The organism is Variovorax sp. J31P207 (assembly GCF_030316965.1).
GTDB lineage: Bacteria > Pseudomonadota > Gammaproteobacteria > Burkholderiales > Burkholderiaceae_C > Variovorax > Variovorax ginsengisoli_B.
In genome coordinates, this window is record NZ_JASZYN010000001.1 from 963,007 (window position 1) to 983,732 (window position 20,726).

Consider the following 20,726-nt stretch of genomic DNA (forward strand, 5'->3'; position numbering starts at 1 on the left):
ATCGAATTCATTGTGGCATGCGAAAAGCATGCCGCTCGCCCCGGGCAGGCGGTGGGCGGGCTACACGAAGTGAGCCCAACCTGGGGGCGAGTATCAGTTCCCCGCGATAATCCGCCTTCACCCGGCCGCCTGGCGCCGGGCTGTTGTCGAGTGCCCATGAACCCCAGCTACAAACCCGCCGATGTCGAGTCGGCCGCCCAGGCCCACTGGACCGCCGCCGATGCCTACCGCGTGACCGAAGACACGCGCAAGAAGAAGTACTACGCCTGCTCGATGCTGCCCTACCCCAGCGGCAAGCTGCACATGGGCCACGTGCGCAACTACACGATCAACGACATGCTCACGCGCTACCTGCGCATGAGCGGCTACAACGTCCTGATGCCCATGGGCTGGGACGCCTTCGGCCTGCCGGCCGAGAACGCAGCGCTCAAAAACGGTGTTCCACCGGCGAAATGGACCTACGAGAACATCGGCTACATGAAGGGCCAGCTCCAGGCCATGGGCCTGGCGATCGACTGGAGCCGCGAGATCGCCACCTGCGATCCGAGCTACTACAAGTGGAACCAGTGGCTGTTCCTGAAGATGCTCGAGAAGGGCATCGCCTACCGCAAGACCCAGGTGGTCAACTGGGACCCGGTCGACCAGACCGTGCTGGCCAACGAGCAGGTGATCGACGGCAAGGGCTGGCGCACCGGCGCCACGGTCGAGCGGCGCGAGATTCCCGGCTACTACCTGAAGATCAGCGACTACGCCGAGGAACTGCTCGAGCACACCCAGCACCGGCTTCCGGGCTGGCCCGAGCGCGTCAAGCTGATGCAGGAGAACTGGATCGGCAAGAGCGAAGGCGTGCGCTTCGCGTTCACGCACAAGATCAAGGACGACCAGGGCCACCTCATCCAGGACGGCCGCATGTACGTCTTCACGACCCGTGCCGACACCATCATGGGCGTGACCTTCTGCGCCGTGGCGCCCGAGCATCCGCTGGCCGTCCATGCCGCGAAGACCAACCCCAAGGTGGCCGCCTTCATCGCCGAGGCCAAGGGCGGTGGCACCACCGAGGCCGAGCTGGCCACGCAGGAAAAGAAGGGCGTCCCCACCGGCCTCACCGTGACCCACCCGATCACCGAGGAGCAGGTCCCGGTCTGGGTCGGCAACTACGTGCTGATGAGCTACGGCGACGGCGCCGTGATGGGGGTGCCGGCGCATGACGAGCGCGACTTCGCCTTCGCCAACAAGTACGGCATCGAGATCATCCAGGTCGTGCTGGTCGACGACGAGCCGCACTTCGACTACCACCGCTGGCAGGACTGGTACGCCGACAAGCAGCGCGGCGTGACCATCAATTCCGACAACTTCAGCGGCATGCACTATGCCGAGGCGGTCAAGGCGGTGGCGCATGCCCTCGGCCAGAAGGGCCTGGGCGAGATGCAGACCACCTGGCGCCTGCGCGACTGGGGCGTGAGCCGCCAGCGCTACTGGGGCACGCCGATCCCGATCATTCATTGCGAAGAGCACGGCGCGGTGCCGGTGCCCGAGAAGGACCTGCCGGTGGTGCTGCCGACCGACTGCGTGCCCGACGGCCACGGCAACCCGCTGATCAAGCACGAAGGCTTCCATGCCGGCGTCGTGTGCCCGGTCTGCGGCAAGCCCGCGCGCCGCGAGACCGACACCATGGACACCTTCGTCGACAGCTCGTGGTACTTCATGCGCTACTGCGATCCGACGAACGACGAAGCCATGGTGGCCGACGGCGCGCAGTACTGGATGCCGATGGACCAGTACATCGGCGGCATCGAGCACGCGATCCTGCACCTGCTCTACGCCCGCTTCTGGACCAAGGTCATGCGCGACCTCGGCCTGGTGAAGGTCGACGAGCCCTTCAGCAAGCTGCTGACGCAGGGCATGGTGCTCAACCACATCTTCTACAACCGGGGCGAGAAGGGCGGCAAGAACTACTTCCCGCCCTCGGAGGTCACGCCGGAACTCGACGCGCAGGGCCGCATCGTCGGCGGGACGCTGGCCGACGGCACGAAGCTCGAATACGGCGGCGTCGGCAAGATGGGAAAGACCGAGCGCAACGGCGTCGACCCGCAGGACCTGATCGAGAAGTACGGCGCCGACACGGCCCGGCTCTACACCATGTTCACCGCGCCGCCCGAGGCCACGCTCGAATGGAACGACGCGGCGGTCGAAGGCAGCTACCGCTTCCTGCGCCGGGTCTGGAACTTCGGCGTCGCGCAGCATGGCGCCGGCGCGACGGCGGCACCGGCGGGCCAGCCCGTGTTCGGCAAGCAGGCCAAGGTGCTGCGCCACGAGATCCACACCGTGCTGCGCCAGATCGACTACGACTACCAGCGCATGCAGTACAACACGGTGGTGTCGGGGGCGATGAAGCTGCTCAACGCGCTGGAAGGCTTCAAGCCGGCCGCGGACGACGCCGGCAACCGCGCCGCGGTGCGCGAAGGCTTCGGCATCCTGCTGCGCTGCCTGTACCCGGCGACGCCGCACATCGCGCACGAGCTCTGGCATCTGCTCGGCTACGACAAGGACCAGGGCGGCCTGCTCGATGCGCCCTGGCCGGTGGTCGACGCCAGCGCGCTGGCGCGCGACGAGATCGAACTGATGCTGCAGATCAACGGCAAGCTGCGCGGTTCGCTGCGCGTGCCGGCCGCGGCGACCAAGCCGGAGATCGAGAAGATCGCGCTCGCCTGCGAGGATTTCATTCAGCACGCCGCGGGTGCGGCTGCCAAGCGCGTCATCGTGGTGCCGGGCCGGCTGGTGAACGTGGTTCTATGAGCCGCCGATCCAACCGCCGCGGCTTCCTGGCAGCCGCGAGCGCGATGGTGCTCGCGGGCTGCGGCTTCGAGTTGCGCAAGGCGCCGGAGTTCGCGTTCAAGAGCATCGCGGTGCTCGGTACCTCTGCGTTCTCGAACTACCTGCGGCGGCAGCTGCGGGCGGCCGGCACCGTGGAGGTGTTGCCGGCCGACCAGGCCGACAAGGCCGAGGCGGTGCTGGAGATCCTGGGCGAGAGTCGCAACAACATCGTGCTCTCGACCACGCCCGACGGCCAGGTGCGCGAACTGCAGCTGATCCTGACGCTGCGCTTCAGGGTGCGGGGCCAGGGCGGCAAGGAATTGCTCGGGCCGACCGAGATCCAGCAGTCGCGCGACATCACCTACAACGAGACGGCGGCGCTGGCCAAGGAAGGCGAGGCCGAACTGCTGTATCGCGACATGCAGAACGACATCGCCCAGCAGGTGCTCCGCCGGCTCGCCGCGATCAAGACCGCCTGATCCGCCGTGCAACTTGCGACTGCCCAGCTCTCGTCCCACCTCGCGAAACGGGTGGCGCCGCTCTACGCCATCCACGGCGACGAGCCGCTGCTGGCGCAGGAGGCCGCCGATGCGATTCGCGCCGCGGCGCGCAGCCAGGGTTACACCGAGCGGAGCGCCTACACCGTGGCCGGTGCCCATTTCGACTGGGGCGCGGTGCTGGCGGCGGGCGGTTCGCTGAGCCTTTTCGCGGACAAGCAGATCGTCGAGATCCGGATCCCGTCGGGCAAGCCCGGCAAGGACGGCAGCGCCGCGCTGCAGCAGATCGCCGAGGCCGCAGCCGGCAATGACAGCACCCTGACGCTGGTGCTGCTGCCCCGGCTCGACAAGGCGACCCGCAGCGGCGCCTGGTTCGCCGCGCTCGAGAACCATGGCGTCAGCCTGCAGGTCGACACCGTCGAGCGCGCCGCGCTGCCGCAGTGGATCGCCCAGCGGCTGGCGCTGCAGGGGCAGCGCGTCAAGGCCGGCGAGGAAGGCCAGCGCACCTTGCAGTTCTTCGCCGACCGGGTCGAGGGCAACCTGCTCGCCGCCCACCAGGAGATCCAGAAACTCGCGCTGCTGCACCCTGAAGGCGAACTCGGCTGGGAGCAGGTCGAAGCCGCGGTCAACAACGTCGCGCGCTACGACGTCTTCAAGCTGTCGGAAGCGGTGCTGGCGGGCAATCCGCAGCGCGTCGCGCGCATGCTCGACGGCCTGCAGGCCGAAGGCGAGGCCGAAGTGCTGGTGCATTACACGCTGGCCGAGGACATCCGGGCCCTGAAGCGGGTCAGGGACGCGATGGCGGCCGGCCGGCCGCTGCCGATGGCGCTGCGCGAGAACCGCATCTGGGGTCCGCGCGAGCGGGCCTTCGAGCGGGTGCTGCCGCGGCTGGACGACCGGGCGCTGGCGCGCATGCTGCGCGCCGCGCACGTGGTCGACGGCATCGTCAAGGGCCTCAAGCAGCCCGACTGGCCGGCCAACGGCTGGCAGGCGCTGCAGCGGCTGGCGCTGATGCTGTGCCGGGCCTGCGGACCCGCCGCGTCGGCGCCCCGGGCCCGCTGACCGAGCGGGCGACGGGCCGGCGACGCACAAGAATGGTGCATGACTGTCCCCTGGCGCACGCCGCCTTTGGCCCTCGCGGCACAATCCGGGGATGAATACGTTGAATGTCTCCGAGTACGTCCAGACGCTCGGTTTGCAGGCCAAGATCGCTTCGGCCCTGATGGCACGGGCGGACGCCGCCACCAAGAACAAGGCCCTGAAGGCGCTGGCGCGCCGCCTGCGCGCCGCGGCCGCCCCCTTGGCCGAAGCCAATGCCAAGGACCTGGCGCGGGCCGAAGGCGCCGGCCTGTCGGCGCCGATGGTCGATCGCCTCAAGCTGACACCCAAGGCCATCGAGACCGTCGCCCAGGGCTGCGAGCAGCTGGCCGCGATGTCCGACGTGATCGGCGAGGTCATCGGCATGCGGCAGCAGCCCAGCGGCATCCGGGTCGGCCAGATGCGGGTGCCGATCGGGGTCTTCGGCATGATCTACGAGAGCCGGCCCAACGTGACCATCGAGGCGGCCAGCCTGGCGATCAAGAGCGGCAACGCGGCGATCCTGCGCGGCGGCTCGGAGGCGATCGAATCGAACAAGGCGCTGGCGCTGCTGGTGGCCGAGTCGCTCGAAGAGGCCGGCCTGCCGGTCGACGCCGTGCAGCTGGTGGGCACCACCGACCGCGAGGCCGTGGGGCAGCTGATCGCGATGCCGCAATTCGTCGACGTCATCATCCCGCGCGGCGGCAAGGGCCTGATCGAGCGCATCAGCCGCGACGCCCGGGTGCCGGTGATCAAGCACCTCGACGGCAACTGCCATGTCTATGTCGACCACACGGCCGAGCTCGACATGGCCCTGAAGATCGTCGACAACGCGAAGACCCAGAAGTACAGCCCCTGCAACGCGGCCGAAGGCCTGCTGGTGGCCTCCTCGATCGCCGAGACCTTCCTGCCCGAGATCGCCGCCATCTTCGCCGCCAAGGGCGTCGAGATGCGCTGCGACCCGGTGGCGGCGCAGATCCTGCGCGCCGAGGGCGCGCACCTGCCGGCGGACAAGGTGGTCGACGCGGTCGAATCGGACTGGTCCGAGGAATACCTGGCCGCGGTCATCAGCATCAAGGTGGTCGAGGGCGTGGACGAGGCCATCGCGCACATCAACCGCTACTCGAGCCACCACACGGACGCGATCGTCACCCGCGACCACATTAACGCCCAGCGCTTCCTGCGCGAGGTCGATTCGGCCAGCGTGATGGTGAATGCGAGCACCCGTTTCGCCGACGGTTTCGAGTTCGGCCTGGGCGCCGAGATCGGCATCAGCACCGACAAGTTCCACGCCCGCGGGCCGGTCGGGATCGAGGGCCTGACCTCGCTGAAGTACGTGGTTCTGGGCCAGGGCGAAGTACGGACCTGACCCGGGTGCCCGGACACGAAGCGCCGGGCAACCAGGGGCGAGCTTGTCATCGGGGCATCCGTCCCCAAATCTACAATCCTTGGCTTAGCCCAGGCATAAATCCAACAAGGCCGCCGCATGGTCCCCCATCTCGTCACCGCCCTGACCGGCCCCATCAACGAACTCGAGCAGCGCGTGCTCGACTCGACGCCCGCCATCGAGCGCTGGTTCCGGCTCGAATGGATGGAGCACACGCCGCCGTTCTACAGCTCGGTCGACATCCGCAACGCCGGCTTCAAGCTGGCGCCGGTCGACACCAACCTCTATCCGGGCGGCTGGAACAACCTCACGCCCGAGATGCTGCCGCTGGCGGTGCAGGCGGCGCAGGCGGCGATCGAGAAGATCTGCCCCGAGGCGCGCAACCTGCTGGTGATCCCCGAGAACCATTCGCGCAACACCTTCTACCTGGCCAACGTGGCCCAGCTGGTGCGGATCTTCCACATGGCCGGCCTGAACGTGCGGGTCGGCTCGATCGACCCGGCGATCAAGTCGCCGAAGAAGATCGAGCTGCCCAACGGCGACACGGTCTGCCTGGAGCCGGTGGCGCGCAGCAAGCGGCGCCTGGGGCTCAAGCACTTCGACCCCTGCACCATCCTGCTCAACACCGACCTGTCGGCCGGCACGCCGGGCATCCTCGAGGACCTGCACGAGCAGTACCTGCTGCCGCCGCTGCACGCCGGCTGGTCGGTGCGCCGCAAGAGCAACCACTTCCACAGCTACGAAGAGGTGTCCAAGCGCTTCGGCAAGCTGCTGGGCATCGACCCGTGGCTGATCAACCCGATGTACGCCAAGGCGGCCGAGGTCAGCTTTGCGACCGGCCAGGGCATCGACGTCCTGACCAGCCATGTCGACGCCCTGCTCACCAAGGTGCGCCGCAAGTACAAGGAATACGGCATCAACGAGAAGCCTTTCGTGGTGGTCAAGACCGACAACGGCAGCCCCGGGCTGGGCGTCATGACGGTGCGCGACGCCAAGGAGATCGAGGCCCTGGTCCGCCGGCCGCGGGCCAGCAAGGCCGGCGCCGCCAAGGAAGAGCAGGAGCCCTGCGACCTGATCGTCCAGGAGGGCGTGCTGACCAACGAGCGGGTCCACAACGGCGTCGCCGAGCCGGTGGTCTACATGATGGACCGCTACGTGGTCGGCGGTTTCTACCGGGTGCACGCCGAGCGCGCGCCGGACGAGAACCTGAACCTGCCGGGCGCCAGCTTCGTGCCGCTGGCGTTCTCGGAAAGTGCGCACTTACCGCAGCCAGGCGCCAAGCCGGGCGCCAGCGCGCCCAACCGCTTCTACATGTACGGCGTGATCGGCCGGCTGGCGATGGTGGCCGCGAGCTACGAGCTGGAGGCGACCGATCCGGACGCCGAAGTCTATGAATGATTTGGCGATGCAACTTGCAGACCGTCGCCGCGGCGGCAAAATAGCCACCCCATAACAACGTCGACGAGGGTGGGAGCCGATGCAGCGGCCGCAACGGGCCGCAACAGCGCCTCGTGGCGTGCTGCGCGCCGCCGACCCTTTGCAGCCCTTCCCCGTGTCCGCCCCTAAATCCTCCTCCGCTGCGCTGATCCTCGCGGCCATCGGTGTCGTCTACGGCGACATCGGCACGAGCGTCCTGTATGCGGTCAAGGAGGTGTTCGGCCATGGCCACGTGCCTTTCACGATCGACAACGTCTACGGCATCCTGTCGATGTTCTTCTGGACGCTGACGGTGATCGTCTCGCTGAAGTACGTCGTGCTGGTGCTGCGGGCCGACAACGAAGGCGAGGGCGGCCTGGTCGCGATGCTGGCGCTGGCCTCCCAGGCGGTGGTCGACAAGCCGCGGCTGCGCCGGGTGCTGCTGGTGGTCGGCATCTTCGGCACCTCGCTGTTCTACGGCGACGGCGTGATCACGCCGGCGATCTCGGTGCTGTCGGCGGTCGAGGGCCTGGAGGTGGTGTCGCCGCAGTTCAGGCACTACGTGATCCCGATCACCCTGGTCGTGCTGTTCTGCCTGTTCGCGCTGCAGAAGCACGGCACGGCGGGCATCGGCCGCTTCTTCGGTCCGATCACGCTGGCCTGGTTCTTCGCCATCGCGGTGCTCGGCGTGATGCAGATCCTGACCCATCCGGAGATCCTCAAGGCGCTGAGCCCGTTCTACGCGCTGCGCTTCATGTGGGAGAACCCGGGCACCAGCTTCATCATCCTGGGCGCCACCGTGCTGTGCGTGACCGGTGCCGAGGCGCTCTATGCCGACCTCGGCCACTTCGGCAAGGCGCCGATCCGCATCGCCTGGTTCTCGGTCGTCATGCCGGCCCTGACGCTCAACTACTTCGGCCAGGGCGCGCTGCTGCTCGAGAACCCGCTGGCCGTGAAGAACCCGTTCTTCATGATGGCGCCCGAGTGGGCTCTGCTGCCGCTGGTACTGCTGGCCACGGCCGCCACCGTGATCGCCTCGCAGGCGCTGATCACCGGCGCCTTCAGCGTCACGCGCCAGGTGATCCAGCTCGGCTTCCTGCCGCGCATGAACATCGAGCACACCAGCGTGCGCACCGCGGGCCAGATCTACATCCCGTTCGTCAACTGGGGCCTGTTCGTGGCGATCGTGCTGGCAGTCGTGATGTTCCGCTCGTCGAGCAACCTGGCGGCCGCCTACGGCATCGCGGTGACCACCGACATGCTGATCACCACGGTGCTGACCTTCTTCGTGATCCGCTATGCCTGGAAGTACCCGCTCATCCTGTGCATCGCGGCCACCGGCGCTTTCTTCGTGGTCGACTTCCTGTTCTTCGCCTCGAACCTGCTCAAGCTGTTCGACGGCGGCTGGTTCCCGCTGCTGATCGGCGGCTCGATCTTCATGCTGATGCTGACCTGGAAGGAAGGACGCCGGCTGATGGGCGAGACCCAGCTGGCCGAGGCCATCGACCTGCGCGGCTTCCTCGATTCGGTCTTCGTGAGCCCGCCGGCGCGGGTCGATGGCACCGCGGTCTTCATGACGGCCGAGCCGGGCGTCGTGCCCAATGCGCTGCTGCACAACTTGAAGCACAACAAGGTGCTGCACGACCAGAACCTGTTCGTCACGGTGCGCAACCACGAGGTGCCCTGGATCCCGATGGACAAGCGCATCGAGATGGAAGCGCTGGGCCACCACTGCTGGCAGGTGGTGGTGCACTACGGCTTCAAGAACGAAATCGACCTGCCGCGGGCGCTGGAGAACGCGCGGCTGCGCGGCTGCCAGATCGAGCCGATGGCCACCAGCTACTTCTTGTCGCGCGACGTCGTGATCCCGACCCTCGGCAGCGGCATGGCGCCCTGGCGTGAAAAGCTGTTTGCGCAAATGCACCACAACGCCAGCGGTGCGGCGGATTTCCTCGGGCTGCCGAACAACGCGGTGGTGGAGCTCGGCTCCAAGATAGAAATCTAGGCCCCGGCACAATCCAGGGATGCGGTTTTTCAAGGATTTGAGCCTCTCGGCCTTCACCGCCGGCTTCGTCGCCGTGCTGGTGGGCTTCACGAGTTCGGTGGCGATCGTGTTCCAGGCCGCCCAGGCCTTCGGCGCCACGCCCGAGATGGTGTCCTCCTGGATGTGGGCGCTGGGCATCGGCATGGGCCTGGCGTCGGTGCTGCCCTCGCTGTGGTGGCGCCAGCCGGTGATGATCGCCTGGAGCACGCCCGGTGCCGCCGTGCTGGCGGTCGCCGGCGCCGGCTACGGCATGGACCAGGCGGTCGGCGCCTTCATCGTCTGCGCGCTGCTGATGGCGCTGGCCGGCGCCACCGGCTGGTTCGAGCGCGTCATGAACAAGATCCCGATGGCACTGGCTTCGGCGCTGCTGGCCGGCGTGCTGGCGCGATTCGGCCTGCAGGCCTTCATCGCCGCCCAGACCGCGCTGCCGCTGGTGCTGCTGATGCTGGGCGCCTACCTGGTGGCCAAGCGGGTGCTGCCGCGCTATGCGGTGCCGCTGACCCTGGGCGTGGGCATCGCCTTCGCCGCCGCGCGCGGCGAACTGGCCTGGAGCGCCGTTCATTTCAGCCTGGCGCTGCCGGTGTTCACGATGCCGGCCTTCAGCTGGCAGGCGGTGGTCAGCCTGGCGCTGCCGCTGTTCGTCGTCACGATGGCTTCGCAGAACCTGCCCGGCGTGGCTGCGATCCGGGCCGCGGGCTACGACATGCCGGTGTCGAAGCTGATCACGATCAGCGGCCTGTTCACGCTGGTGCTGGCGCCTTTCGGCGCCTTCGCGCTGAACCTGAGCGCCATCACCGCCGCGATCTGCATGGGTCGCGAAGCGCACGAAGACCCGGCACGGCGCTACACGGCGGCGGTCAGCTGCGGCGCGATCTACATCGTGATCGGCGTGTTCGGGGCTGCCGTCACGGGGCTTCTGACCGCCTTCCCGAAAGAACTCGTCGCCACCATCGCCGGCCTGGCGCTGCTCGGCACCATCGGCGGCGGCCTGGCCGCGGCCGTACGCGACGAGACGCACCGCGAGGCGGCGCTGATCACCTTCCTGGTCACGCTCTCGGGCGTCACGCTGGCGGGCATCGGCTCGGCCTTCTGGGGCGTGGTGGCCGGTGCGCTGGCGCTCGGCATCCAGCAGCTCGGCCGCAAGAAGGCCGCGCCGGGCAAGGACATCGCGCCTGCGTGCAAGATCAAGCAGGAAGCCAAAGCCGCTATTGGAAAGAACAGCCCGTGAACATCCTCTTCGTCGCCGACCCGCTCGAGCAATTCAAGATCTACAAGGACACCACCTTCTCGATGATGCGAGAGGCCCAGCGCCGCGGCCATGGCATCTCGGCCTGCGAGCCGCGCGACCTGGGCTGGCAGACCGGGCAGCCGGTGACGGCCGGCGTGCGCGACATCACGCTTACCGGCAACGGCGACGACTGGTTCACCGAAACCCCGCGCCGCCAGGCGGCGCTGCACGGCTTCGATGCGGTCCTGATGCGCAAGGACCCGCCCTTCGACGCCGAGTACATCTACGCCACGCACCTGCTGGGCCAGGCCGAGCGCGAAGGCGCGAAGGTCGTCAACAGGCCGGCCGCGCTGCGCGAGCACCCCGAGAAACTCGCGGTGATGGAGTTCCAGCAATTCACCAGCCCGACCCTGGTCACGCGCGACCCGGCGGCCGTGCGGGCCTTCCATGCCGAGCACAAGGACATCATCCTGAAGCCGCTCGACGGCATGGGCGGCATGGGCATCTTCCGCGTCCGCGAAGACGGGCTCAACCTGGGCTCGATCACCGAGACCCTCAACAAGAACGGCGCCGAGACCCTCATGGTGCAGCGCTTCGTGCCCGAGATCGCGGCCGGCGACAAGCGCATCCTGATCATCGGCGGCGAGCCGGTGCCCTTCGTGCTGGCCCGCATCCCGCAGGGCACCGAGGTGCGCGGCAACCTGGCGGCCGGCGGCAAGGGCGTGGCGCAGCCGCTGACGCCGAAGAACCGCGAGATCGCCGAGGCCGTGGGCCGCGCGCTGGCGCCGCGCGGGCTGTTGCTGATCGGCCTCGACGTGATCGGCGACTCCGTGACCGAGATCAACGTCACCAGCCCGACCTGCTTCCAGGAGATCACCGAACAGACCGGCTTCGACGTGCCGGCGATGTTCATCGATGCGCTGGAGGCCGAGGTCCGGCGATGAAGGTCGCCGGCGCCTGGAAGTCCACGCTGGCCCCAGGGTCTCCAAGATCCGCGGCAACGCTTTTTTGAGGCCTCAGCTGCAGCGTCGTCCGTCGACGAACACCGCCAGCTCCTGCGGCGCGAACGCCGTCCATTGCTCGTTGGTCGTGAGCGGCGCGGTCACCACCACGGCGACGCGGTCGTTCGGCGTGGTGTGCTGGGCGAAGTCGATGCTCAGGTCTTCGTCGGACAGCTCGGCCGTCAGGAACGGGTGCCGGCGCTCGACGTACCAGAGGTTGGTCGAGGCGTGCGCCCACAGCGCCTGGCCGTTCGACAGCATGAAGTTGAAGGTGCCGTGGGCGGCCAGCCGCGGCGCGAGTTCGCGCAAGGTCAAGGTCAGCTCGTCGACGCTCGGCACGCCGGCATGCGACTTGGCCAGCTCCTGCATGATCCAGCAGAACGCGTGTTCGCTGTCGGTGCTGCCGACGGGATGGAAGTTGCCGTGCAGCCGGGGCCGGAAATCCTTCAGGTCGCCGTTGTGCGCGAACACCCAGTAGCGGCCCCACAGCTCGCGCACGAACGGGTGGCAGTTCTGCAGGTTGACCGCGCCCTGCGTCGCCTTGCGGATATGGGCGATGACGTTGCGGCTCTGGATCGGGTAGCGCCGGATCAGCTCGGCCACCGGCGACTCGCAGGCCGGCTGATGGTCGACGAAATGCCGCAGCCCGCGGTCCTCGAAGAAGGCGATGCCCCAGCCGTCGGCGTGGTGATCCGTGCGGCCGCCGCGCTGGGCGAAGCCCGTGAAGCTGAAGGTCACGTCGGTCGGCGTGTTGCAGTTCATTCCGAGCAGCTGGCACATGGCGGCTATTAGAACTGAAGCGGGCTCATGGCTGCGCGGCGGGCGGCTTCACCCGCAGCTGCCAGGCCGCGACGATCGCTAGCGCACACAGGCCCGCCAGCATCAGGAACACCTCGTCGAAGGCCGCCAGCCGCGCTGGGCTGGTCGCCACGTTGGCGAGCGAATCGCCATGGGCCGCCAGCCGCCACTCGAGCACGATCGCGCACAGGCTGACACCGGCGGCGCCGCCCAGCATGCGCAGGAAATTGATCGCGCTGGCGCCCTGCGGAATCAGCGGCTTGGCCAGCGGCCGCATCGAGCCCAGGTTGAGCGAGGGCAGGATGAAGCCGAGTCCGATGCGCCCGATGACCGCGAAGGCCACCAGCAGCCACAGCGCACTGTCGAGCTTCAGCACCACCATCAGCGCGAAGGAGACGGCCAGCAGCAGCAGCCCGGTGCACACCAGCAGCCAGGTCGGATGCCGGTCGGCCAGCCGGCCGACGCCGGCGATGGTGATCGCCAGCACGATGCCGGCCGGCAGCAGGATGGTGCCGACGTGCGATGCCGACAGCTGCAGCCCGACCTGCATGTAGACCGGCAGCAGGTAGGTCGAGCCGAACAGCGCCGTGCCATAGATGAAGGCGACCACGCTGCCCATCGCGAACTGGCGGTACTGGAACAGGGCCAGGTTCATCAAGGGCGCGCCGCCGCTCGCGGCCAGGCGCTTCTGCCAGGCAACGAAAGCGCCGAAGGCGACGCCGGCGCCGGCCAGCAGCAGCGTCGCGTGCAGGGCCGACTCGCCGCGCAGCGCGACCAGGCCGTTCAGCAGGCAGAGGGTGCCGACCGTGCCGAGCGCCAGACCGCGCCAGTCGAGGCCTTCGCTGCGTGCCGCGACCACGCCGCCGGGCGCGGTGGTCGGCACGAACTTGTAGGCCAGCCAGATCGACGCCAGGCAGAAGGGCACCACCATGAAGAAGATCGAACGCCAGCCGAACAGGTCGACCAGCACCCCGCCGATGCTCGGTCCGATGGCCGGCGCCAGCACCACGCCCATGCCGAAGATGCCGCTGGCGCGGCCCTGCTCGTGGGGCTGGAAGGCGCGCAGGATGATGATCGCCGGGATCGGCTGCACAACCCCCGCCGCCAGCCCCTCGGCCACGCGTGCGACCAGCACCAGCGTGAAATCGGTCGCCAGTCCGCCCGCCATCCCGCCAGCGAGCAGCAGCACCATGGTGCCGACGTAGGTGCGCCGGTAGCCGTAGCGCGAGAGCAGCCAGGGCGTGGTCAGCATCGACACCGTCATCGCCACCATGAAGCCCGAACTGACCCACTGGGCCCGTTCCTGGCCGAGCGAGAAATGGTGGCTCATGCCGGGGATGGCGACGTTGACGATCGTCGACGACATGATCGAGGCCATCACGCCGACCATGACCGAGACGAGCAGGAGCCAGCGGTAGCGCTCGCCGTAGCGGCTGCTCAGGGACTGCGGGGGAGGATTGTTCATCAAGGAGGGAAATTGCCGCGCTCGGCCGTCCTACAAGGATATCGGCGTTTGCACCGCTCCGCGCCCCGATGCGCGCGGCCACAATCATTGGCCGTCCCGCTCGCGATCCAGACCGCCATGCAAGCCCAGAACCAGAACAACAGCCCCGACGCCGTCGCCGATCCGCTCGAAGCCGACAGCGGGGCCGACAGCGGCGGTTCGCTGGCGGCCGAACTGCAGGCGCCGACCCTGAGCCGGGCCTACCAGTGCCAGTGCGGCCGCCCGGTGTTCCTGCGCAACAGCCAGTGCCTGGCCTGCCTGACGCCGCTCGGCTACGTGGTCGAGCGGCTCGGCGTGGTGCCGCTCGCACCGGCCGGCTTCGAGGGCGCCGAGGCCGACACCTTCACGGTCTTCGGCGACCTCCACGGCAAGGCCTACCGGCGTTGCGCCAACCTCATGACGCCGGCTGCCTGCAACTGGATGGTGCCGGCGCCGCGCGAGGGTGACGACCCGGCCTTCAACACCGAGGGCCTGGTGCCTGGCTTGTGCCTGGCATGCAGCGTGACCCGCACCATTCCCGACCTGTCGGTGGAGAGCAACGGCGCGCTCTGGCTGAGCCTCGAACTGGCCAAGCGCCGGCTGATCTCGCAGCTGCTCGCGCTCGGCCTGCCGGTGGTCACGCGCCTGAGCGACCCGGGGCACGGCCTGGCCTTCGACTTCCTGAGCCATGTGCCGGGCGGACCGCACGTCATGACCGGCCACGAGATGGGCGTCATCACGCTGAATGCCGAAGAGGCCGAGGACGCCGTGCGCGAGCGCATCCGGGCCGAGATGCGCGAGCCCTACCGGACCCTGCTGGGCCACTTCCGGCATGAGATCGGCCACTACTACTGGGATCTCCTGGTGGGCCCTACGCCCTGGGTCGACGGCTTCCGCCAGCTTTTCGGGGACGAACGCGACGACTACGCCGCGGCCTTGCGCAACCACTATGACAACGGCCCGCCGCTCGATTGGGCCGATCGCTTCGTGACCAGCTACGCGAGCGCGCATCCCTGGGAGGACTGGGCGGAGACCTGGGCCCACTACCTGCACATGGCGGACACCGCCGACACCGCGTTGAGCTTCGGCGTCGACGCGCAGAACGTCGAACTCGCGAGCGACCTCTTCGAACTCGCGGACCTCTGGCAGCCCGATCATCCGGGCGCCGGCCAGTTCCTCGATTTCCTGAACGGCTGGGTGCGGCTCACCAATGTGCTCAACGAGCTGTCGCGCAGCATGGGCCAGCCCGACTACTACCCGTTCGTGCTGCCGCGGGCGGCGGTCGGCAAGTTGCAGTTCATCCACCAGGTGATCACCGAGCAGCGCGAGCGCGGCGGGCTGCCGGCGATGGCGGTGAAGGAGGAGGCGCCGGCTGCGCCCGCGCCTGAGGCGGTCGATCAATCTCAGGCACCAGGCTAGGCGGGTCGAGGCCATCCGCCCCGGTGGCTGCAGCGGGCTCATCGCCCCACAGGACAGTTGTGTTTTTCGCAGCCGTCGTTGAGGCGGAGAGTGCATCCGCACTTTGTTAGCAAAATGCTAACATCGCACATGCATTCGATCGAATACACCAAGCAGGCGGTGAAGGCCTTGGCTGCCATGCCAAGCACGACGCGCGAATTGGTGAAGACGAAGATTCAGGCAATGGCTGCGAACCCCACGGGCGACCAATGTCAAGAAGCTGGTGGGCCGCCCGGGCTATCGGCTTCGTGCAGGGGACTGGCGAGTCATCTACACGCTGGAATCCGGGCGGTTGGTGATTCTTGTGCTGGAGATCGGCACGAGGGGTGGGATCTACAAATGAACGAAGTACAGGTGATCGAGCAAGACGGAAAGCCGGCCTTCTACGTTGTTCCTGCTGCTCTGTGGAAGAAGGTGCGCGGAGAAGTCGAAGATGCGGAAGACGTGGCCGCCTACGACCGGGCCGTTGCAAACGATGACGGGGTGCGCTTTCCAGCAGCGGTTGCGCACGCGATGGCCGACGGTGTTCATCCTGTGCGGGCCTGGCGTGAACACCGCGCAATGACGCAGGATGCCTTGGCCACCGCCGCTGGCGTCAGCAAGCCTTTCATCAGCCAGATCGAGGGCGGCAAGCGCGAGGGCTCCACGGCGACGCTGAAAAAGCTGGCGGCGGCCCTGGGGGTTTCGCTGGATGCGCTTGGCTGATGGATGGGTGCCGGCACGCGCGCGTCGGCGTGCCGGTCCAAGGCTCAGTCCTGAAGCGCGTCTCGCGCCGCGCAGCGCGCGCAGATGCAGGCCATGCGCCGCTGCCCCTCCGGCACCCGCGCCAGCAGTTCCGCACTGAAATCGGCCCCCATGCACCAGCAGGCCGGCTGCGCTTGGCCGGTCTCGCGCTCGATCTCCAGTGCGCATCGATTGGACTCGCCGCACAACGGACAGCGCGACGGATCGGGGCGCTGGCCCGCGTTCATCCAGCGACCTCGAACCGCGGCAGCTTCTTCGGCACCGCGATGTTCTCGAGCGTCACGTAGACCGGCAGCCCGTCGCGGTAGGCCGGGTAGTCCTCGCCCTGGATCAGCGGCAGCAGGTAGCGCCGGCATTTCTCGGTGATGCCCCAGCCGTCGTCCGAGATGAAATCGCGCGGCATGAACTTCTCGGCATTGGCCACCGCATCGAGCGATGCCGTGCCGAGCCAGTAGTCGTAGGGGACGTCGGAAATGCGCTCGATGGTCGGCATCACCGCGTTGCGTCCCTCCAGCGCCAGCTCGACCGCGCGCTGGCCCAGTTCGTAGGCCTGCTTGACGTCGGTGGCCGAGGCGATGTGCCGCGCCGCGCGCTGCAGGTAGTCGGCGACCGCCCAGTGGAACTTGTGGCCCAGCGCCTCCTTGACCATCTGCGCCACCACCGGGGCGGCACCGCCGAGCTGCGCATGGCCGAAGGCATCCTTGGTGCCCTGCTCGGCGAGGAAGCTGCCGTCGGGATGGTGGCAGCCTTCGGACACCACCACCGTGCAGTAGCCGTGGTACTTGACCAGCGCGTCGACCCGGGCCAGGAAGGCCGGCTGGTCGAACGGAATCTCCGGGAACAGGATCACGACCGGGATGCCCTGGTCGGCCACCAGCCCGCCGGCCGCGGCGATCCAGCCCGCGTGGCGGCCCATCACCTCGATCACGAAGACCTTGGTGGAAGTCGCGGCCATCGAACGCACGTCCATCGAGGCTTCGAGTGTCGACACCGCCACGTACTTGGCGACCGAGCCGAAGCCCGGGCAGCAATCCGTCAGGGGCAGGTCGTTGTCGATGGTCTTGGGCACATGGATCGCCTGCAGCGGATAGCCCAGCGACTGCGACAGCTGGCTCAGCTTGAAGCAGGTGTCGGCCGAATCGCCGCCGCCGTTGTAGAAGAAATAGCCGATGCCGTGGGCCTTGAAGACCTCGACCAGGCGCTCGTACTCGCGCCGGTTCTTGTCGAGCGACTTGAGCTTGTAGCGGCAGGATCCGAAGGCGCCGCTGGGTGTGCTGCGCAGCGCCGAAATCGCCTCGGCCGACTCGCGGCCGGTGTCGATAAGGTCCTCGGTGAGCGCACCGAGGATGCCGTTGCGGCCGGCGTAGACATGGCCGATGCGATCGGGATGCCGGCGCGCCGTCTCGATCACGCCGCAGGCCGAGGCGTTGATCACGGAGGTGACGCCGCCGGACTGGGCGTAGAAGGCGTTGAGGAGGGGCATGGCGGCATTGTCCCGCAGCCCCCCGCCGGGCGCCAGTGGCCGGCTCAGCGGCCCGGCAGGCCCATCGCGCGCGTGATCACTTCCTTCATGATCTCGTTGGTGCCGCCGTAGATGCGCTGCACCCGGGCATCGGCGTAGGCGCGCGTCACCGGGTACTCCCACATGAAGCCGTAGCCGCCGTGCAGCTGCACGCATTCGTCCATCACCTTGCACTGCAGGTCGCTGGTCCAGTACTTGGCCATGCTGGCGGTCGCGGTGTCGAGCTTCTCCGCCATGAGCAGCTCGATGCACTTGTCGACGAAGACCTGCGCCACCTGCACCTCGGTCTGCAGTTCGGCCAGCGTGTAGCGGGTGTTCTGGTAGGCGCCCACCGGCTGGCCGAACACCTTGCGCTCCTTCACGTAGGCCACGGTCTGGTCGATCGCCGCCTGCGACGCCGCCACCGCGCTGATCGCGATCTGCAGCCGTTCCCAGGGCAGCTGCTCCATGAGACAGACGAAGCCGCGGTTCTCCTGCGCCGCGCCGCCCAGCAGCGCCTCGGCCGGCAGCCGCACGCCGTCGAAGAACAGCTCGGAGGTGTCCTGCGCCTTCAGGCCCAGCTTCTTGAGCCGCTTGCCCTTCTCGAAGCCCGGCATGCCGCGCTCGACCAGGAACAGGCTGGTGCCCTTGGCGCCGCCGGCCGGGTCGGTCTTGGCGACCACGATCACCAGGTCGGCATGCCAGCCGTTGGTGATGAAGGTCTTGCTGCCGTTGAGCAGGTAGCTGCCGTCGGGCTGCTTGAGCGCGGTGCTGCGCACCGCCTGCAGGTCGCTGCCGGCGGCCGGCTCGCTCATCGCGATGGCGCCGATCATCTCGCCGCTGGCGAGCCGGGGCAGGTAGTGCGCCTTCTGCGCCTCGGTGCCGTAGCGCAGGATGTAGGGCGCCACGATCTCGCTGTGCAGGCCCCAGCCGATGCCGGTGAAGCCGCGGGCCCAGAGCTCCTCGAACTGGATCACCGAATAGAGCAGGTCGGCGCCCGAGCCGCCGTATTCCTCGGGCAGCGACATGCACAGGAAGCCGTTCTGGCCGGCCTTGGTCCAGACTTCGCGGGCCACGTACCCCTGCTCTTCCCAGGCCTCGTGGAAGGGCGCGATCTCCTTGTCCATGAAGCGGCGGAAGGCGTCGCGGAAGGCCTCGTGATCGGGCCCGAAAAGCGTGCGTTCGATCATGGCGTCGCGCGCGGGGGAAAGACCGGTGCGCGCTTCTGCAGGAAGGCCATCACGCCTTCGGCGAAGCTCGGCCGCTCGAGAAGTTCGCGCTGGCGCTCGCTCTCGTAGTGCAGCTGCTCGGCAAGCGTGTGGCGCTCGGAGCGCTCGATCGCGCGGCGCGCCTCGTGCACCGCATGGGCCGGCAGTTGCGCCAGGCGCTGGGCGATCTTCAGCGCCTCGAGCAGCAGCGGGCCATCGTCGATCGCGGCCCAGATCAGGCCCCACTGCGCCGCCGTTTCGGCATTGAGCTTCTCGTCGAGCAGCGCCATGCCCATTGCCCGCGCCGGGCCGACCCGGCGCGGAATGAACCAGGTGCAGCCGAGGTCGGGAACGATGCCGAGCTTGGGCAGGAAGGGCAGGTAGAAGTAGGCGCTGCGCGCCGCCACCACGATGTCGCAGGCCAGCGCCAGGCCGACGCCGGCGCCGGCGGCCGGGCCGTTGACCGCGCAGACCACCGGCACCGGGAGCTCGCGCAGCTCCTGGATCAAGGGGTTGCTCATGGTCTGCATCCAGTCGGCGGTCTGGTCGCCCAGGGTCTGGCCGTCTTCGGGCGGGCGCATCGCGCTCAGGTCGGCGCCGACGCAGAAGGCCTTGCCGGCACCGGTCAGCAGCACGGCGCGCACCTGGCTGTCGCTGCGCACCCGCGCGAAGCATTCGCGCAGTGCCTGCTGCAGGTCGAGCGCGATCGGATTGAGCTTGGAGGGCAGGTTGAGCGTGATCGTCGCGATGCCTTCGTTGAGCTCGTAGAGAACCGGGCCCATGTCAGAGCCGCTCCACGATCGTGACGTTGGCCATGCCGCCGCCCTCGCACATGGTCTGCAGCCCGTAGCGCTTGCCGCGCTGGCCGAGCGCGTTCACCAGCGTGGTCATCAGCTTGGTGCCCGAGGCGCCGAGCGGATGACCGAGCGCGATCGCGCCGCCGTTGACGTTGAGCCGGGCCGGGTCGGCGCCCAGCTTCTGGAGCCAGGCCAGCGGCACCGGCGCGAAGGCCTCGTTGACTTCGTAGAGGTCGATGTCGTCGATCTTCATGCCGGCCTTGGCGAGCGCCCGCGCGGTGGCGGGGATCGGGGCCTCGAGCATGATCACCGGGTCGTGGCCCATCACGCTCATGTGGTGGATGCGCGCCAGCGGTTTCACACCCAGTGCCTTCAGGCCGCGCTCGTTGACCACCAGCACGCCGCTGGCGCCGTCGCAGATCTGGCTCGCGGTCGCCGCCGTGCAGCGCCCGCCCTCGGCAATCAGCTTGACGCCGGCGATGCCTTCCAGCGTGGCTTCGAAGCGAATCCCCTCGTCGACCGTGTGCATCTCGCCGCTGGCGGAACCATCGGCCAGCCGCACCTCGAGCGGAACGATCTCGTCGGCGAACAACTGCTCGCGCGTGGCCGCGATCGCGCGCTGGTGGCTCTCGAAGGCATAGCGGTCGAGCATGTCCTTGGTCAGGCCGTAGTTCTTCGCGATCATCTCGGCGCCGGTGAACTGGCTGAACTCGACGCCGGGGTAGCGCCGCTGCATCGCCGGGCTCATGTAGGTGCCGAGGCCGGCCTTGGCCGGCAGCGCATTGGGCGTGAACATCGGCGCCCGCGTCATGCTCTCGACGCCGGCCGCGATCACCGCGTCCATGCTGCCCGACATCACGGCCTGGGCCGCGAAGTGCAGCGCCTGCTGCGACGAGCCGCACTGGCGGTCGACCGAGGTGCCGGGCACCGATTCGGGCAGCTTCGAGGCCAGCACCGCGTTGCGCGCGACGTTGGTGGCCTGCTCGCCGACCTGGCTCACGCAGCCGAGGATGACGTCCTCCACGGCGGCCGGGTCGATGCCGCTGCGCGCCACCAGCGCGTCGATGACCTGGGCCGCCAGGTCGACCGGGTGCCAGCCCGACAACCTGCCGCCGCGACGGCCGCCCGCGGTGCGCGCGGTGGCCACGATGTATGCCTCTGCCATGGTGTGTCCTTCCTCCGAGAAATGGGGGCCCGGAGCGGACGGCGTCGGGCCGTCGGTTCACGACGGCGACGGAATGCGCCTTTCCTGGCCCGGAGCGTCGATGGTTCA

Annotated in this window: 18 protein-coding genes; 11 read left to right on the top strand and 7 right to left on the bottom strand. The window is 68.4% G+C overall.

Annotation, left to right across the window (positions count from 1 at the left end; translation table 11 throughout):
• The first annotated feature begins 156 nt into the window (after window positions 1–156).
• The 8 genes from leuS (at window position 157) to gshB (ending at window position 11,407) form a co-directional block, all read left to right on the top strand.
• Window positions 157–2,796: a leucine--tRNA ligase gene (leuS, locus tag QTI68_RS04545; RefSeq protein WP_286519906.1), complete on the top strand. Its 2,640-nt coding sequence runs from the start codon at window positions 157–159 to the stop codon at window positions 2,794–2,796.
• Window positions 2,793–3,293, top strand: a complete 501-nt coding sequence (locus QTI68_RS04550; RefSeq protein ID WP_286519908.1) for an LPS-assembly lipoprotein LptE — start codon at window positions 2,793–2,795, stop codon at window positions 3,291–3,293. The genes leuS and QTI68_RS04550 overlap by 4 nt, the downstream gene beginning before the upstream one ends.
• A 6-nt stretch (window positions 3,294–3,299) precedes the next feature.
• A complete protein-coding gene (gene holA / locus QTI68_RS04555) occupies window positions 3,300–4,373 on the top strand; it encodes a DNA polymerase III subunit delta (RefSeq protein WP_286519909.1) in 1,074 nt (357 codons plus the stop codon).
• 91 nt (window positions 4,374–4,464) lie between these two features.
• Window positions 4,465–5,757, top strand: coding sequence for a glutamate-5-semialdehyde dehydrogenase (locus QTI68_RS04560; RefSeq protein WP_286519911.1), 1,293 nt, complete (start codon window positions 4,465–4,467; stop codon window positions 5,755–5,757).
• Window positions 5,758–5,874: 117 nt separating this feature from the next.
• Window positions 5,875–7,173 carry a glutamate--cysteine ligase gene (gene gshA / locus QTI68_RS04565; RefSeq protein ID WP_286519912.1) on the top strand — a complete coding sequence of 433 codons (1,299 nt, stop codon included), beginning with the start codon at window positions 5,875–5,877 and terminating at the stop codon, window positions 7,171–7,173.
• A 154-nt stretch (window positions 7,174–7,327) separates the two neighbouring features.
• Window positions 7,328–9,196, top strand: a complete 1,869-nt coding sequence (locus QTI68_RS04570) for a potassium transporter Kup (RefSeq protein ID WP_286519913.1) — start codon at window positions 7,328–7,330, stop codon at window positions 9,194–9,196.
• A 19-nt stretch (window positions 9,197–9,215) separates the two neighbouring features.
• Window positions 9,216–10,463, top strand: coding sequence for a benzoate/H(+) symporter BenE family transporter (locus tag QTI68_RS04575; RefSeq protein WP_286519914.1), 1,248 nt, complete (start codon window positions 9,216–9,218; stop codon window positions 10,461–10,463).
• Window positions 10,460–11,407: a glutathione synthase gene (gene gshB, locus QTI68_RS04580; RefSeq protein ID WP_286519915.1), complete on the top strand. Its 948-nt coding sequence runs from the start codon at window positions 10,460–10,462 to the stop codon at window positions 11,405–11,407. The genes QTI68_RS04575 and gshB overlap by 4 nt, the downstream gene beginning before the upstream one ends.
• A gap of 72 nt (window positions 11,408–11,479) precedes the next feature.
• On the opposite strand, the gene QTI68_RS04585 is transcribed toward gshB, so the two are convergent.
• Window positions 11,480–12,244, bottom strand: a complete 765-nt coding sequence (locus QTI68_RS04585) for a class II glutamine amidotransferase (protein ID WP_286519917.1) — start codon at window positions 12,242–12,244, stop codon at window positions 11,480–11,482.
• 25 nt (window positions 12,245–12,269) lie between these two features.
• Window positions 12,270–13,727, bottom strand: a complete 1,458-nt coding sequence (locus QTI68_RS04590; protein ID WP_286519919.1) for an MFS transporter — start codon at window positions 13,725–13,727, stop codon at window positions 12,270–12,272.
• Between the two features lie 117 nt (window positions 13,728–13,844).
• On the opposite strand from QTI68_RS04590, the gene QTI68_RS04595 reads away from it, so the two are divergent.
• From QTI68_RS04595 to QTI68_RS04605, 3 genes are all read left to right on the top strand, one after another.
• The gene (locus QTI68_RS04595; protein ID WP_286519920.1) at window positions 13,845–15,164 is read left to right on the top strand and encodes a zinc-binding metallopeptidase family protein; all 1,320 of its coding nucleotides are present in this window, start codon (window positions 13,845–13,847) and stop codon (window positions 15,162–15,164) included.
• A 262-nt stretch (window positions 15,165–15,426) separates the two neighbouring features.
• Window positions 15,427–15,546: a type II toxin-antitoxin system RelE family toxin gene (locus tag QTI68_RS04600; RefSeq protein ID WP_286519922.1), complete on the top strand. Its 120-nt coding sequence runs from the start codon at window positions 15,427–15,429 to the stop codon at window positions 15,544–15,546.
• Window positions 15,543–15,908, top strand: a complete 366-nt coding sequence (locus QTI68_RS04605; protein WP_286519923.1) for a helix-turn-helix domain-containing protein — start codon at window positions 15,543–15,545, stop codon at window positions 15,906–15,908. The genes QTI68_RS04600 and QTI68_RS04605 overlap by 4 nt, the downstream gene beginning before the upstream one ends.
• 44 nt (window positions 15,909–15,952) lie before the next feature.
• Here QTI68_RS04605 and QTI68_RS04610 read toward each other — a convergent pair whose 3' ends face one another.
• Genes QTI68_RS04610 through QTI68_RS04630 form a run of 5 tightly spaced genes read right to left on the bottom strand, consistent with a single transcriptional unit; the run spans window position 15,953 to window position 20,618 of the window.
• On the bottom strand, window positions 15,953–16,174 hold the full coding sequence (locus QTI68_RS04610) for a cysteine-rich CWC family protein (RefSeq protein ID WP_286519924.1): 222 nt from the start codon (window positions 16,172–16,174) through the stop codon (window positions 15,953–15,955).
• Window positions 16,171–17,430 carry a 6-phosphofructokinase gene (locus QTI68_RS04615; RefSeq protein ID WP_286519925.1) on the bottom strand — a complete coding sequence of 420 codons (1,260 nt, stop codon included), beginning with the start codon at window positions 17,428–17,430 and terminating at the stop codon, window positions 16,171–16,173. The genes QTI68_RS04610 and QTI68_RS04615 overlap by 4 nt, the downstream gene beginning before the upstream one ends.
• A 44-nt stretch (window positions 17,431–17,474) precedes the next feature.
• The gene (locus QTI68_RS04620) at window positions 17,475–18,638 is read right to left on the bottom strand and encodes an acyl-CoA dehydrogenase family protein (protein ID WP_286519926.1); all 1,164 of its coding nucleotides are present in this window, start codon (window positions 18,636–18,638) and stop codon (window positions 17,475–17,477) included.
• On the bottom strand, window positions 18,635–19,438 hold the full coding sequence (locus tag QTI68_RS04625) for an enoyl-CoA hydratase-related protein (protein ID WP_286519927.1): 804 nt from the start codon (window positions 19,436–19,438) through the stop codon (window positions 18,635–18,637). Before QTI68_RS04625 ends, QTI68_RS04620 begins: the two co-directional genes overlap by 4 nt.
• Before the next feature lies 1 nt (window position 19,439).
• On the bottom strand, window positions 19,440–20,618 hold the full coding sequence (locus tag QTI68_RS04630) for an acetyl-CoA C-acetyltransferase (RefSeq protein ID WP_286519928.1): 1,179 nt from the start codon (window positions 20,616–20,618) through the stop codon (window positions 19,440–19,442).
• Between the last annotated feature and the right edge of the window lie 108 nt (window positions 20,619–20,726).